This is a genomic window from Enterococcus sp. AZ101 (assembly GCF_050499005.1).
In the GTDB taxonomy this organism is placed as follows: domain Bacteria; phylum Bacillota; class Bacilli; order Lactobacillales; family Enterococcaceae; genus Enterococcus_L; species Enterococcus_L ureilyticus.
Map to the genome: position 1 here is coordinate 124,924 of NZ_JBMHEZ010000003.1, position 14,361 is coordinate 139,284.

A 14,361-nucleotide genomic window follows, 5' to 3' on the forward strand; every position below is an offset into this window, starting at 1 on the left:
ATCTTTATTTTAGAGGAAACGCTTGTAAAAAGATAGTTGGACCATAAAAAAACAATGTCTGCTTCTCATGAGAGAGCAAACATTGCTTCATTCAACTATTTTAATGGATTATTATTTAAGTACAGATAATAAAAAGATTTTCCACTACCATTAAGTGGTGAGCGATCAGTAATCTGGTTATTAGATAAATCTAAAACAGACGCTTTCTTTAAATTCTGTAATGGCGAGATATCTGTTAATTGATTATGTGATAGGTTTAACGTGCTCGCTTGTTCTAACTTAGAAAAACCAGTAATATTTGTAAGTTTATTCCTTGATAAATCAATTTCATTTACTATCGCTAACTGTGAGAAAACATCAACATTTTCTATCTGATTGTTTCTCAAATTTAAGGAGTAAAACTCTTTCAAGTTGGCTAAAGAACTAATATCTGAAATATTGTTATTCGAAAGATTCAAGGACCCAATTTTTTCCAAATTCGCTAACCCTGAAATATCTGTTAGCTCGTTATGACTTAACCAAAAAGTCAAATCCGATAAATCTTTCAAATCTTTCATCCAAGAGATATCTTTGAAACGGCTATCGCCAATAGAGATTGATTCTAGGTATTCCATCGTTTCAATCTGTGGCATTTGTTCAATCACCATTCGAAAAACCTCTAGCCTTTCCAACATCGGTAATTCATTTATAAAACGAAGATCATGAATATACGATTCAGAAAGTTCTAATCTTTTCAACTTCTTTAAATTCGCCAATCCTGTAGCATCAACTTGAAGAGTATTTTCCATATCAACAGGATTTCCTCCTACAACATCACCAAATAAATTTAGCTCTTCTAACTCTGGTATAAACTTGGTCCAAGAAAATTCAGTTACATCTGTATAAACAAACAGACGATTTAGGTTCCCTAAATATTCTATCCCGCTAAACGAATGAACAACTTCTAAATAGCTCGCACCAAAATAGTTTAAACTCAATAAGTCTTCTCTATTCACCGTATCATAAACCGAGAGGCCAAGTGAATTAGCCACTCCATTTCCCATTGACGGATCTTCGAAAATATTGGCTATTTTTGCTGGAAAAACGCCATTAAACTTCGCTGGTACATAAGCAATTCCCTGATCTTTGATTTTTTTTATCAGAGCTGCATCAATCCATTCTACTCGTGATAAGTCATCAATCGAATGGAAGAATCCTTTATATCGTTCCCAGATAAAGTCATTTACATTATCTTCATCAAATCCAATAATTTTTTGCAACTCGTCATAATCAGCATAATTAATATTCACTCGTTCATTGTAGACGGTTAACATTTGTTCTTTCCTAACAGTGCCATCTTCTGTTTCGACCTTGATCACAACTTTACCAGCTTTTAATGCTTTTACTTCTCCCGCTTGATCTACTGTTGCTATATTTTCATCTGAGCTTTTCCAAACAAGAGTCTTATTCGTCGCATTTTCCGGACGCACGCTAGCTTCAATTTTCGCTTTTTCTCCAACTTCTAGTTCATCAACGCTTGAGTCGAATACAATTTCCTTCACTGGAATTACTTCAGCTTTAAAGGTATCATTCATTCCAGCAAAACGCGTTTCATAAACATGGGTATAGGCTGTCCCAGCTTTTTCGATCCCTGTAATTTCAACTTTGTAAACATCATTTTTTTCAATCGTATAATTATTATTGGGTCTAAAAACGACTGTTACATAGCCACCTCTTGCATAGTAGCCAGGTTTTGGATTTTCAAGTGTTAATTCACCACCATCCGCATCATTGCTAATAACAGTACTTTTTCCTGTTGCTTGATTTGTTAATGTCACAGCTACTTTATCTGTCAGCTTATAGCCTTTTTCATTAAAATGTACTGACCAGCGCATATTTTTTTCATAGAGGTCTGGCATGTTTTCTTTATACGAATTAGCCATATAAGGATTATCCACATTGTATAATTCATAAGGGAAAATCCCAGAACTTGGCCACTGAACGATAGTATCATTTTCATACCGTGTACTGATTCCTTTATAATCATCTCTAATATACGTAGAGGTAAAATAATTCATTTCGCTCGCTTCAGTAGCAGACTGATTTGCTTTGGCATAACCAAATCCCATATCTACACCTGATAAACTCAACATACCTGTACGATGTCCTACTGTTTTATTCCCTTTACCCCAATCTACAACAAACGCATCCTGATGACTATTTAAAGACGCTTCTTTTTGGTTTGAATGGATATTAGACTGCCTTGATGCTTTATTCGCCGTCAACCAAAATTCTTCAGGCATATCCGCTGGTTTTTCATACGTATCCAAATAGTGCGTTTGTTTCTGGATAGCAGCCATGCCGATTGCTGCATGTTGTGTGTATTCGGTCGATTCTGCTGCAAACGGAATTGGTGATACGCCCGCAAGTGTACGGTAAAAGTTGACTTGCTCGGCCGCCTTTTCAACAACTTCTGTTTTAAATTCCCCTAAAGTATATGTGCCATTTGCCAGTACCGGCAGTGTTGAAAACTTATCCGTCTGCTTAACATCAGCAACCACATCTTGATAACTCTGTTGAACAGCTTTGATCTTCTCAACTTCCTCCGCTGGAACATAAACTACTTCGGTGGCTGCCTTCGTTGTACGCGCTTTTTTTCTTTTCTCTGGAATACCAGGCTGCAAACCTTCACCTACAACATCAGCTATCGTCGGCTCCTTCAATTCTTCCGCATACACATGCGAACCTACTCCTACAAGTAAGCCAATCGCTACTATTCCTACCCAAAATCTTTTTTTCATTTTTTCCTCCTAATGTTTTTTTCTAAAAATACAGTTCAACTGAATTTTTAGCTATCTTTATCATACCAAAAAAAAGAAATAACAGTAACTTGTTTTTATTTTAATATAAAATAAATATTATTTTAGATATAAAAAAAGTATCAAAGGCATAACTCTTCGAGTTACATCTCAGACACTTAAAATCCGAATAGATGAGGCTAGCAGGCAGAATCATCTCCTTCTTATTACTCAGAGTTAAACACTTCTACCTCCACTTCTGTGGCTTAGTTAATTAGTCATTCTTTCATACTTTTCAAGATATAATACCCTTTATCTTTCGTTACGATTTCTACATTCCCAAAAATGTCTTTCATTTTTTTCTCTGCACTGGGAGCGCCCTGCTTCTTCTGAATCACCACAGTTAACGTACCACCTATAACAAGCAGCGGGTGAGCTTCACTCAGAATTTCATGCACTACTTTTTTTCCCGCTCGGATTGGCGGATTACTGATGATTGCTGCATATTGTTTTTCATGAATATCCGCGTAAATATTTGAGGTATGGATATCGACATTTTCAACATGATTTTTCTTCGCGTTTTCTTGCGCTAAAGCGACTGCTCGCTGATTGACATCGATCATTTCTACCGTTCTACCACTGAATGAAGCCAACGTTAAACCAATTGGACCGTAACCGCAACCGACATCAAGTAACTTTCCTTCCGGTAATACTTCCCATTCGAAGGCATCGATCAACACACGAGAACCAAAGTCGACGGTGTTCCTAGAAAAAACTCCACTATCAGTTAAAAACTGAAACGTCTTCCCTCTTAATTCAAACGACCATTGCTCTAAATCATGCGCTAGATCTGGATTTTCTGTATAATAATGATTATTCATTTTCTTCTTCCTAACTATTTTCTTTTGTCATCAGTCTACCTTTTATTTCCCGAACAATCAAGGCAGCGAGTAAGTCATAACCCGTTTTAGAAAAATGGAGTCCGTCTGCTTGTAAAAATTCATCTGTGCCAAGGTAAACCACCATTGCTTTGTATAAATCGATGACAGGAATCTCATATTTAGCACCAATCACTTTTACTCGTTCGACATATTCACGGATCCGATCATCAGCACGTGTTGGTTTTCTAGCGCAATCTACATAAGGCGGTGTGAGTAAAATCACTTTTTCTTTGCCGATTTTAGTAATCATTGTTTCGATGTTTTCTGCGTATTTTTCTAACGGCACTAGATTGTCGCTATTCGTATCATTCGCGCCGAAAAAGATCGTTACGATATCCGCTTGTTCAGCTACAACTTCTTTGTCCAAACGGTTCATTGCAGCTTGCGTGGTATCTCCCGGCATGCCAGCATTTACGATTATCACCTCTTCATAATTTTGAGCTGCTAGATCTTCTGTAATCAAGTTTTGTAAAATAGGCGTGATGGCTTCTTCGCCGTATCCTGCTGTGATACTATCTCCAAATAAAACAATTTTTTTCATTACGTATTTTCCTTTCTCAACTCGTTTTCTTTATTTATCATACCATTGAAAAGGCTGTTTTGCCGAGGCAAAGAATTATTTCAGGAATTGGTGTTAGGTCTAGCTAAATTGTGTTAAAATAGGAGCAGAAATAAATGTTGGCTTTGGTGGAGGAACCGATGGACGATAAAATGAATTATTACCCCATTTCACGGAAGGAATGGCAGGGCTTCTATCATAACGGCAAAGCGCCGCTGACAGAAGAAGAATTAGAAGATATCAAAGGCTTCAATGATCAAATTTCATTGCAGGATGTGCAGGACATTTATGTGCCACTGACTCATCTGATTCATTTATATATGAAAGAATTTGAGTCTTTAACTGTTAGCAAAGGGCTATTTTTGCATGAATATGTGCCTGTTCCACCTTTTATCATCGGAATCGCTGGTAGTGTGGCTGTTGGGAAAAGTACCACCGCTCGATTACTGCAGCTGATTTTATCCAGAACCTTTAAACGCCGCAATGTCCAACTGATTACGACGGACGGCTTTTTGTATCCGAATAAAGTATTGGAAGAAAAGGGCATTATGGATCGGAAAGGATTTCCAGAGAGCTATGACATGGAAAAGTTGATCGACTTTTTAAACCAAGTCAAAAATAGCCAAGAAGAAATCAAAGCACCACTTTATTCTCATAGTGTCTATGATATTATCGAAGGCGAATATGAAGTGATCCAACAACCAGATATTCTGATCGTTGAAGGAATCAACACCCTACAATTGCCAGCCAATCAACAAATTTACGTCAGCGACTTCTTTGACTTCTCCGTCTTTGTGGATGCTGAACCGAAGTTGATTGAAAAATGGTACCTTGAACGTTTTGGTGCCTTACTCGATACAGCTTTTCTTGATCCAGATAATTACTATTATCAATATGCGATCGGAAACCGTGACGATGCCTTTGCGATGGCTAAGGAAGTTTGGAAAACGGTGAATTTGAAAAACTTAGAGGAATATATCTTGCCAACTCGAGGCAGAGCGGATATTATACTTCATAAGACTGAAAATCATATTATTGATGAGATTTTCATGCGTAAATACTAAAGATAGATATGTATCACTTAACTTGATTCTAAAAAGGTCAAAAAATTCTTTTTGACCTTTTATTAGATAAATCTAAATGGATAGGGGTAATAAATGTGACCAATGTTGCCGATTTGACAACTGTCGAAAAAATTATTGTTTTAGACTTTGGTAGTCAATATAACCAATTGATTACTCGACGTATTCGTGAATTTGGCGTGTTCTCAGAATTATTGAGCCACCGAATCACAGCGGATGAAATTCGCGAAATGGCACCAAAGGGAATTATTTTCTCTGGTGGCCCAAATAGTGTTTATGATGAAAATGCGTTTAGTATCGATCCTGAAATTTATGAATTAGGCATTCCAATTCTAGGGATTTGTTACGGTATGCAACTGATGATGCATAATTTAGGCGGAAAAGTTGAGCCTGCTGGTAACCGTGAATATGGTAAGTCAGAGCTATCACTTTTGATTCCTGATTCACCTATTTTTAAAGGAACACCTGAAAAACAAATCGCTTGGATGAGTCATGGTGACCTAGTCGCTGCTATCCCTGATAGCTTTGAAACGGTGGCAACTAGCGCAGATTGTCCGTTTGCAGCAGTTCAAAATACAGACCGCAACCTGTACGGTGTGCAATTCCATCCAGAAGTACGTCATTCTGAATATGGCAACGACTTATTACGTCACTTTACTTTTGATATTTGTCATTGCGAAGGCGACTGGACAATGGGTAACTTCATCGAAATGGAAATCAACAAAATCCGCGAACAAGTCGGCGATAAAAAAGTCCTTCTTGGCCTTTCAGGCGGCGTGGATTCAAGCGTTGTTGGTGTGCTGTTACAAAAAGCCATCGGCGATCAATTGACGTGTATCTTTGTAGATCATGGTTTATTGCGCAAAGGTGAAGCAGAACAAGTAATGGATAGTTTAGGTGGAAAATTTGGCTTAAACATTATTAAAGTAGATGCAAAAGAACGTTTCTTAGATAAATTAGCTGGCGTTTCTGATCCAGAGAAAAAACGTAAAATCATTGGAAATGAATTTGTTTATCTTTTCGATGATGAAGCGACAAAACTTGATGGCATCGACTTCCTAGCACAAGGTACCCTTTATACAGATATCGTAGAAAGCGGAACTGAAACGGCGCAAACAATCAAATCTCACCATAACGTGGGCGGATTGCCAGAAGATATGCAATTTGAATTGATTGAACCGTTGAATACGTTGTTTAAAGATGAAGTTCGTGCTTTAGGAATCGAATTAGGCATGCCAGAAGCGCTAGTTTGGCGCCAACCATTCCCTGGTCCTGGTTTAGGGATTCGTGTGCTTGGTGAAATTACTGAAGAAAAATTAGAAATCGTGCGTGATTCTGATGCGATTTTACGTGAAGAGATTGCCAATGCTGGTTTAGATCGTGATATTTGGCAGTACTTTACTGTGTTACCTGGCATCCGTAGTGTGGGTGTGATGGGTGATGGCCGTACGTATGATTATACGGTTGGGATTCGTGCCGTGACTTCGATTGATGGGATGACGGCTGATTTTGCGAGAATTCCTTGGGATGTGTTGCAGAAGATTTCTGTGAGGATCGTGAATGAAGTGGATCATGTGAATCGGATTGTTTATGATATTACGAGTAAGCCACCTGCTACTGTTGAGTGGGAATAGCCTAACAAGTGAAATTAAAGCCGATATGTTGATTTAACAGCGTTTATTAATTGGTAAAATGGTATAAAAACGGCTATATTTATTACGTTCCCCACCAAAACCACCACCAAAATATACAATCAAATAATTGTCTAATCATAAAGAACCACGAAGTCAAATTATATTAATTTGACTTCGTGGTTCTTTACTTGTTCTCAATAATTTCATTAGCATTTTCAATAAGAGATACAAATTGAAGTATCGTTTGCATTTGTTCTTTATTCAATCCGCCTAATTTGAAAGATAATTCGTCTGATATTCCAAGTAAATAATCGGAAGATATATTTAATATACTAGTGATTTTAACTAACGTTTCAATAGATGGATAAGATAAACCTTGTTCATATGCAGATACAGTTCCCTTACTTACACCTAATCTTTGTGACAATTCCAACTGCGTCAAATTTCTTGATTTACGAATAGTTTTAAGTTTCTCACCAAAATAATCAATTGCCAAAATTATCACCCTCTAAAAGGATAACAAAATAAAGTATCAGTTTTGAGTGTACCTTGTACATTCTATATTGATATTTTTACTCTTTTTTGCTAGTATTAGATGTATGAATTACATTTTACTTATATAAAAGATTGGAGAACTCACATGGAAGAAAATAAACAAAGAATTAAAACCATCTATTCATCTATCAAAGAACATTTGAATCCTAATTATCGCAAACAATACAATATCAGACGATTTATTGCTTGCGTATTGGTGTTTTTATTTCTTAGATACATGCAGTCTACAGATAGCCCAAGTATTATTGATACAGCAAGCATATTTCCACTGATTTGGGCTGTTATTTCCTTTTTATTTTGGCATTATTCATATTGGCGTTTTCAAGGAGGAGTAATTGATACATTTTCTAGAAACATTATTTACTTCGGTTCTATTTGGAGCCTAGTATGGAAAATTATTTTTCAAAATATTGTCATTCAACTTTGGATAGCACTTATTGCTCCAATCAGTGGAATTAAGGCTTGGCGAAAAGCCGTAAAGCACAACAAGATTTTATTTGTTGAAAATAATAAAAATGATGAATGGAATTGAGGGATAAAGATGAAAAAGAAATGTACATTGCTTGTATTTGCTTTAATAAGTTTCATGATGTTGTCTGCGTGTGGTTCAAAAAAATTATCAGGAGAATATACCACAACTATCAATTTAATTTTCGCTGAAACAACAAATACTTTAACGTTCAATGGCGATAAAGTGACTGAAAAGCAAGACGGAGAAGTTACTAACGAAGGAACATATTCAATTTCCGATGATCAACTCGAAATTAAATTAGGCGATTATCACATGACAGCTAAACTCTCAGAAGATAAAAAGTCATTTACGATTGAATCATCTGATGTTCTCGGTGGTGTAGGTAAAGGATTAAAATATACAAAGGAGGATAACAATAAGTAAGAAAATACAGATTACGTCATATTGGAGTTCTATTTCAGAATATCGCAAAAAATCACGGATTAATTCTCTCCGTGATTTTTTTCTTATCAATATAACATTAGTATGAGTTTAATATGTTGAGATTTTCTACTATTAAATGCAGTATATGTTACTTTTCTTGTGTAATGAACTAAATCACACAGGAAGTTAGCCATCTGCGTATAGTTTATACATAATAAAAAACCGTCAAAAGTAACGGGTTTTTATTTTCACTCTAAATGTTTTATTAATCACTTAACTTTTGAATGCCTATTGTATAGGCATCCTCACCATTATTCGGTGCATCAAATACATTGTAATTATAGTCCTTACCATTAATTGTAATAGGTCGAACCCTATACTGCTTATTATGTTCATTAACTAATTTGGTTGGTTCCCCAAAAAGATTATTAAATACTTGTAATTGCTCTCTAGTTAAATGTTTCATTGTTATTGAGCCATCATTATTTTCTGTAATTTCTGCCGTCATATTGTATTCACCCTTCTCATTTTTTTAATCTTTTATTATTGACATTAATTGCTCCATTGTCTTTTGTCCGTCACCTCGAGTATAGAACTTCAATCCGCTAATTCGGACATTTTCTTCATTAGCTTCAAATTCCATCTCCGCTTGGTTATCTGTCATATATAAGAGTAAATCTTGCTTCCATAATTCACTAATAAATCGATCCCCACTCATACCTTTTGGTTCGATAAAAATTTGAAAATAAAAATCACTATTCTCAAAGAACAAAATAAAGTCAGGCTGAAAGCCTTGTAAATGCGTTTCCGTGATTTCACCTGCTCGATTCATACGTGAACCAAATTGGTGAAGTTTTAATTTCTCACTTTTCGCAGATTCACGGTGCATATTCTCATCCATTCGAAGTAAATAGACCGCTTTATGATACTTCTCTTTTAATTCATTGACATGTGCTTTCACTCGTTCTATCAACTCATATTCTAGTTTATTCACGATAGCTTTCTCATAAACATAAAAATCATCATCTATTTCATAAACAGCAATTTTTTGCATCACTTCATTAAATAGATTAGCTGTATCATATTCTGGAACACGCTTATTATAATTTGTTAAATATTCATTGATTGGATAACCGATAAATTTATTGGTTCCTCTTTGTTTGACATATCCTGATTTAAATTTCACTTCATATTCTTTTAAGAGTTCAATTACAACGTTCAATATATCATCTGGCGTAACATCAATTGCTTTGTACTCTTTTGGTACAGTTAAAAATAAGTTTAATTCATTAGCGTTTAACCAATTCTTACCATAAATAAATTCTTTCATTGATGGCAGTAATGGAATGTATTTCTTTAAATTGTCAAATTGATAAAACTCTAAACATTGTATCGCTTTTTTTATATACCTCGCATCAAATTTTCCTATACTAATTGCTTTTGTTTCATTCACACCTGCATTTGCTTGATATGAAACCTCCCGACTACCATAATTCAGATTCCTTGATATATCTGTTTGGTGATTGATACCATACTTATCAATAGAATCAAACCATTCGTCTTCTACATCTACCACTTCATTGTAATAAATCTTTCCTTTTTTATAGGCTTCTGTTTTCTTAAAGGATGGCTTTACTTTAATTTCAATAGGGGGATTTTTTTTATCTTCTCCTGTAGGTAAATCCATTTGTTTTAAAGAACCTACCAATTGTTTTAGATATTGTGGTTCATTCATCGTATGATAGTGCAACGTTTCAAGAAAGAGTTGCTTGTTGGACGAATCGTTATCAAATCTTCTTTGATAACTTTTCTGTCCTTCTATTTCAAATGGATAATATCTAGCACCACGACCAATTAGTTGAGCTTCAGCCATAGTTGCACTTTTATTCGTTCCTGCTTCTTTTTCTATACGAACAATATCATACAGATTAAGAACATCCCACCCTTCCGTTAGCTTGGCTACTGCAAAGACAACACGATACAAATTATTGGGATTTTCCAACGTATTCAATGCTTGGTACTGTCCTTTTTCAAGCATATTTCCACTCGTATCGTTTGCATTTAATACATTTCTAGTATCAAAATCATGTTTTATCTCTCGAATAATTTTTCCAAGTTGATCCTCATTTTTGAGATAAAAATCATAGGCTAAACTTAATGCTGAACTCGCATTACTATCCATTAGTTGTTGGCGCTTAATAAATGTAATTAACTCTCTTACATTCAAATTTTCAATGAGTTGATTGAATATTTTATTTGCTTCTAGTGAAACAGCCACTTTTGGCGATTTAAATAGAATCACTGGTTTAAATGTAGTTGTGACTCCTTCTAAATAGGCTCGATATTTCCTAAACTGTGATAGTAAGACAACATTCAACATTTTATCTTCATCACTTGCAGACGTTTCAATTCGTTTGACTTGCTTTGAATAGCCATCAAACATAAATTTACTTAGTGGATAACGGTAAACAACCTTGTCACGATATTTATCATAAATCACTTCTTTATCAAAATCGATCGTTGCCGTAAATTCTAAAAGTAGATTTTTTTGTTCTTGTTGGTTTCTTGCGTTCAGGATTTTGTTAATTGCTGATTCCCATGTGTTTTCTGCCTCTTTTTCAGTCTTAGTGCTTGCGGAATAATGATGAGCTTCATCCGCTAAAATTACAACTGGTTGACGTTCATAATCAGACAACCCCATTGTATTTTCTTTTAAAACAAACAAATCATCTGAAACCTTTTGGACAGAAGCAAGTTTGATGTAAATGGTATTTTCTTGTTGGATTCTAGGGAATCGTTCCACTTCTAAAATAGAAATCTGTCTGCCATCAATTTCTATCTTGTCTTGAAAAAGATACTTATCACTATTCTGGTTCACCAAGTTATCTTTTGTTTTCATCAAAACAGAGTTCGTATTTACTGTAAATAAAAAGTTATTATAATTATATTCTTGATAGAGATACAAAATTAATCCCGCCATCAAGTCTGTTTTACCAGAACCTGTTGCCATATTAAATAAGACGTGTTGTGGACTTGGTTTTATTTGTGTCTGTGTATAATGATAGTTTCGTAATGCTTCATCTTGATAGTACCGTAGCGTATGAATTAAATTGGAATTAATATAATCAGGAATGGTATACCCTTGATGAGCATCAAACAAATCTTTCTCTGCTGTTTCTGCTTGTTCTACTAGAGGAAAGTGACGGATATTTGCCGTATTTTTTTTTACTTTTACCATTCCCTACTCACCACCTTCATAGAACTGCTTATTAAAGAGATAGTCCTTATCAGAAATCAGCTCTCGCACATTTGCATCATCAATTTCTGAATAGTTATAGTATAGTCCATTCTTATCTAACAATTTAATCAGCAATCGTTTATTTTCAACAAATCCTTCCATCCAATCAATTTTATTTAGGTCAGCACGGAAAGAAATATCAGCTGGTTCCATACTGTCTGTTCCTTCTAGCATTCGATGGTATACAACTTTCAATTCATCTAAAGTCTTTGAATGAATGATATCTTGTAAATATCCCATATTCTTAGACATTAATTCTGTGTATACAAATGAACTCCCACCTTGCCAGTTAACCTCTTTAGAAATACCCCCTTGTTCACCAGCAATCACTTTTTGTAATCTTGGAACAGATACCTCATTAATATAATCCATTTGTTCAATACCAATAAATCTACGATTCATTTTCATTGCGACTGCTTGAGTGGTTGCCGAACCCATAAAGAAATCTAATACTAATTCATCTTCTTGGGAAACCATATTAATTATTCTTTTTATTAAAGCCTCAGGTTTTTGACCCGAAGAGAAGTCCACACGTTCATTTGACATCGGATTAATAACATAAATATCAGTCCAAAGTGAGTTTATTGGTTGCCCTTTATATTCATCTAGAAATATTTTTCTATTTATATTTTTTTCTTTTGAATCTGGGAAAGCCAATCTCCCCTCCTTATCCCATTTTTCCATCACATTCCTAGATACTGAGTATCCTTTTTTTGGAGTTTTGTACCCTTTATAATCATAAATTAAATTTTCACGATAATTTGGACTTTGAATTGGTGACTTCATATATTTTCTTCCATTTTCATCAATGTTAACAAACCTTTCTTTAATATATTTTTGAGTATTGTCATCATTTAACGAATATACGGGAGAGTAATCCATCTGAGTGTTATCCTTCACATACCATAAAATCCATTCAGCGACATTATTTAGTTGATTAGATGGATTTGCACTACCACCTCTTCTTTTCCAAGTAATTTTATTTCGAAAATTCTCTCTGCCAAATATAGAATCCATTAAAACTTTCAAGTATGATTCTTGAAATGAATCAATCTGAACAAATATAGAACCATCCTCTGTAAGCATTTCTCGTGCAATTTCTAAACGATTTTTCATAAACGTCAACCAGGTCGACTGATTAAACTTATCATTATAAGCAAACGAATCTGAACCTGTATTATATGGTGGGTCAATATAGATTACTTTCACTTTACCTGCATATTTCTCCTTAATTGCATGTAAAGAAAGTAAATTATTTCCTTTAATAATCAAGTTATCTTTATCCTCGTTGAAATCTGTTACCGCTGACTCACCGTTTCCATCATATCGCTTGCTGTTCACGAATATTTTCTTATCAAATAATCGATCAATCTCATCTTTTTCAATCACTTCATTCAAGAAAGCATCATCATAACCATCTTCATTGTCTTCTTTTGTCATAGAAGCTGTTAGAACACCATCTTTGAATGGAAAATCTAGTACTACATCTTGACTATCCTCCAAGAATTTCCCATTAGAAGCTAATCCAATACGATTTTCATATTTTGTATAGCTAGTATCCCAATAATCATTATAGAGAATAGCTTCTTCCAGTTGTTCAATTTGAAATAAATTCTGCCCTGCAACCTCTTTGATAAAATGTTGTTTAATAAAATCTATTTGAAATAATTTCTCGAGCAAGGCTTCCTCATAATTTCTTAAATCTTCACTTAATTTGGAACGATTTAATTCTTCACCTACAAAATACTTATCTCCAAAAGAAGATAACACTGTTTTTAATTCATCAAAAATCTTTGGCTCAATTTTCACTGTACATTCTCCTCTATCACATTTCATTTTTATACATTCTATTTTACCTTAATCCTTATCTAGATTGATACAGGAAAATAAATAAACATCATCTTCTCATCACTTCTCTTCGACATAGTTTTCCCAGTTATTAAAACGAGCAATTTCTCGTAATTCCGCTCCATCAAAAAAAGCTTGATTGTCATTCATTAATGAATTTATCTTATTTGAGTCATCAATTAATTCATCAATTTTTAACGTATAGTACTTCGAGAATAACGCTTCCAACATGACTTCCATCTTCTTTTCTCGAATAAATGAATGATTCTCATTAAAACATGTAACACTTTTTTGATTTTCAATCATAACATTTTGCTCTTCTGGAGTCTTATTAAAAAATTTTGAAAATTCATGTTCAATTCGATCATTAGAATTTACTGCACTTTTATAATGGTTAGAATTTTCAATTTCTTTCAATAGTTCATCTTTCGACATGATAATCATATAATCAAACAGTAAATCATCTACAAGCCTATTCTTCACTTCCAAAGAGTATGCTTTTGCTGTTCTTTTAGAGTAAATAGATTTTTTTTGTTCTGATACAGGTTCATAATTATTTTTTTTTATGATTCTTTCAATTTGTTTTTTTAAAGCCGGTAACACTCCTTCAGTTTCATCCACTTTGTACTTTTTTAAAGCCTCTTTTGCTATTTCCAAAACAGTGTATTGTTCCTCAGTCATGAAAATACCCCCCTGTGTCCTTATTTAAGTTAATTATATCCTTATATATAGGTATCGTAAAGTGTTTTAGTCCTTTTATTGTCCGTATTTA

General features: G+C 34.4%; 12 protein-coding genes. 4 read left to right on the top strand and 8 right to left on the bottom strand.

Going from position 1 to position 14,361, the window contains the following annotated elements:
* Window positions 1-95: 95 nt before the first annotated feature.
* The 3 genes from IGJ50_RS14510 to IGJ50_RS14520 all read right to left on the bottom strand — a co-directional run bounded on the left by IGJ50_RS14510 (window position 96) and on the right by IGJ50_RS14520 (window position 4,259).
* The gene (locus tag IGJ50_RS14510; RefSeq protein ID WP_429951063.1) at window positions 96-2,780 is read right to left on the bottom strand and encodes an Ig-like domain-containing protein; all 2,685 of its coding nucleotides are present in this window, start codon (window positions 2,778-2,780) and stop codon (window positions 96-98) included.
* Between the two features lie 275 nt (window positions 2,781-3,055).
* Entirely contained in the window at window positions 3,056-3,658 is a 603-nt protein-coding gene (locus tag IGJ50_RS14515; RefSeq protein ID WP_069641144.1) for a class I SAM-dependent methyltransferase, read from the bottom strand.
* Window positions 3,659-3,668: 10 nt separating this feature from the next.
* Window positions 3,669-4,259 carry a GDSL-type esterase/lipase family protein gene (locus tag IGJ50_RS14520; RefSeq protein ID WP_429951064.1) on the bottom strand — a complete coding sequence of 197 codons (591 nt, stop codon included), beginning with the start codon at window positions 4,257-4,259 and terminating at the stop codon, window positions 3,669-3,671.
* Between the two features lie 158 nt (window positions 4,260-4,417).
* On the opposite strand from IGJ50_RS14520, the gene coaA reads away from it, so the two are divergent.
* The gene (coaA, locus tag IGJ50_RS14525) at window positions 4,418-5,341 is read left to right on the top strand and encodes a type I pantothenate kinase (protein WP_069641246.1); all 924 of its coding nucleotides are present in this window, start codon (window positions 4,418-4,420) and stop codon (window positions 5,339-5,341) included.
* Window positions 5,342-5,436: 95 nt separating this feature from the next.
* Complete coding sequence (gene guaA, locus IGJ50_RS14530) at window positions 5,437-6,993, top strand: glutamine-hydrolyzing GMP synthase (protein ID WP_348921641.1); 1,557 nt, start codon at window positions 5,437-5,439, stop codon at window positions 6,991-6,993.
* Between the two features lie 184 nt (window positions 6,994-7,177).
* Here guaA and IGJ50_RS14535 read toward each other — a convergent pair whose 3' ends face one another.
* Window positions 7,178-7,489: a helix-turn-helix domain-containing protein gene (locus IGJ50_RS14535; RefSeq protein WP_010716738.1), complete on the bottom strand. Its 312-nt coding sequence runs from the start codon at window positions 7,487-7,489 to the stop codon at window positions 7,178-7,180.
* A 144-nt stretch (window positions 7,490-7,633) separates the two neighbouring features.
* On the opposite strand from IGJ50_RS14535, the gene IGJ50_RS14540 reads away from it, so the two are divergent.
* Both IGJ50_RS14540 and IGJ50_RS14545 read left to right on the top strand, forming a co-directional pair.
* Window positions 7,634-8,080 (top strand): hypothetical protein, encoded by a 447-nt coding sequence (locus tag IGJ50_RS14540; protein ID WP_429951067.1) that lies wholly within the window; start codon window positions 7,634-7,636, stop codon window positions 8,078-8,080.
* Window positions 8,081-8,089: 9 nt separating this feature from the next.
* Window positions 8,090-8,443: a hypothetical protein gene (locus IGJ50_RS14545; RefSeq protein WP_429951069.1), complete on the top strand. Its 354-nt coding sequence runs from the start codon at window positions 8,090-8,092 to the stop codon at window positions 8,441-8,443.
* Window positions 8,444-8,708: 265 nt separating this feature from the next.
* On the opposite strand, the gene IGJ50_RS14550 is transcribed toward IGJ50_RS14545, so the two are convergent.
* The 4 genes from IGJ50_RS14550 to IGJ50_RS14565 all read right to left on the bottom strand — a co-directional run bounded on the left by IGJ50_RS14550 (window position 8,709) and on the right by IGJ50_RS14565 (window position 14,270).
* Window positions 8,709-8,951, bottom strand: a complete 243-nt coding sequence (locus IGJ50_RS14550; protein ID WP_010716735.1) for a hypothetical protein — start codon at window positions 8,949-8,951, stop codon at window positions 8,709-8,711.
* Between the two features lie 24 nt (window positions 8,952-8,975).
* Complete coding sequence (locus IGJ50_RS14555) at window positions 8,976-11,681, bottom strand: DEAD/DEAH box helicase family protein (protein WP_429951070.1); 2,706 nt, start codon at window positions 11,679-11,681, stop codon at window positions 8,976-8,978.
* A gap of 3 nt (window positions 11,682-11,684) precedes the next feature.
* Window positions 11,685-13,577 (bottom strand): DNA methyltransferase, encoded by a 1,893-nt coding sequence (locus IGJ50_RS14560; protein WP_429951072.1) that lies wholly within the window; start codon window positions 13,575-13,577, stop codon window positions 11,685-11,687.
* 72 nt (window positions 13,578-13,649) lie between these two features.
* A complete protein-coding gene (locus IGJ50_RS14565; protein ID WP_429951073.1) occupies window positions 13,650-14,270 on the bottom strand; it encodes a hypothetical protein in 621 nt (206 codons plus the stop codon).
* Window positions 14,271-14,361: the final 91 nt, after the last annotated feature.

Coding starts and splice junctions, on each gene's coding strand:
- IGJ50_RS14510 (WP_429951063.1), bottom strand. CDS start 2,780: ATGAAAAAAAGATTTTGGGTAGGAATAGTAGCGATTGGCTTACTTGTA.
- IGJ50_RS14515 (WP_069641144.1), bottom strand. CDS start 3,658: ATGAATAATCATTATTATACAGAAAATCCAGATCTAGCGCATGATTTA.
- IGJ50_RS14520 (WP_429951064.1), bottom strand. CDS start 4,259: ATGAAAAAAATTGTTTTATTTGGAGATAGTATCACAGCAGGATACGGC.
- coaA (WP_069641246.1), top strand. CDS start 4,418: ATGGACGATAAAATGAATTATTACCCCATTTCACGGAAGGAATGGCAG.
- IGJ50_RS14540 (WP_429951067.1), top strand. CDS start 7,634: ATGGAAGAAAATAAACAAAGAATTAAAACCATCTATTCATCTATCAAA.
- IGJ50_RS14545 (WP_429951069.1), top strand. CDS start 8,090: ATGAAAAAGAAATGTACATTGCTTGTATTTGCTTTAATAAGTTTCATG.
- IGJ50_RS14550 (WP_010716735.1), bottom strand. CDS start 8,951: ATGACGGCAGAAATTACAGAAAATAATGATGGCTCAATAACAATGAAA.
- IGJ50_RS14555 (WP_429951070.1), bottom strand. CDS start 11,681: ATGGTAAAAGTAAAAAAAAATACGGCAAATATCCGTCACTTTCCTCTA.
- IGJ50_RS14560 (WP_429951072.1), bottom strand. CDS start 13,577: ATGAAATGTGATAGAGGAGAATGTACAGTGAAAATTGAGCCAAAGATT.
- IGJ50_RS14565 (WP_429951073.1), bottom strand. CDS start 14,270: ATGACTGAGGAACAATACACTGTTTTGGAAATAGCAAAAGAGGCTTTA.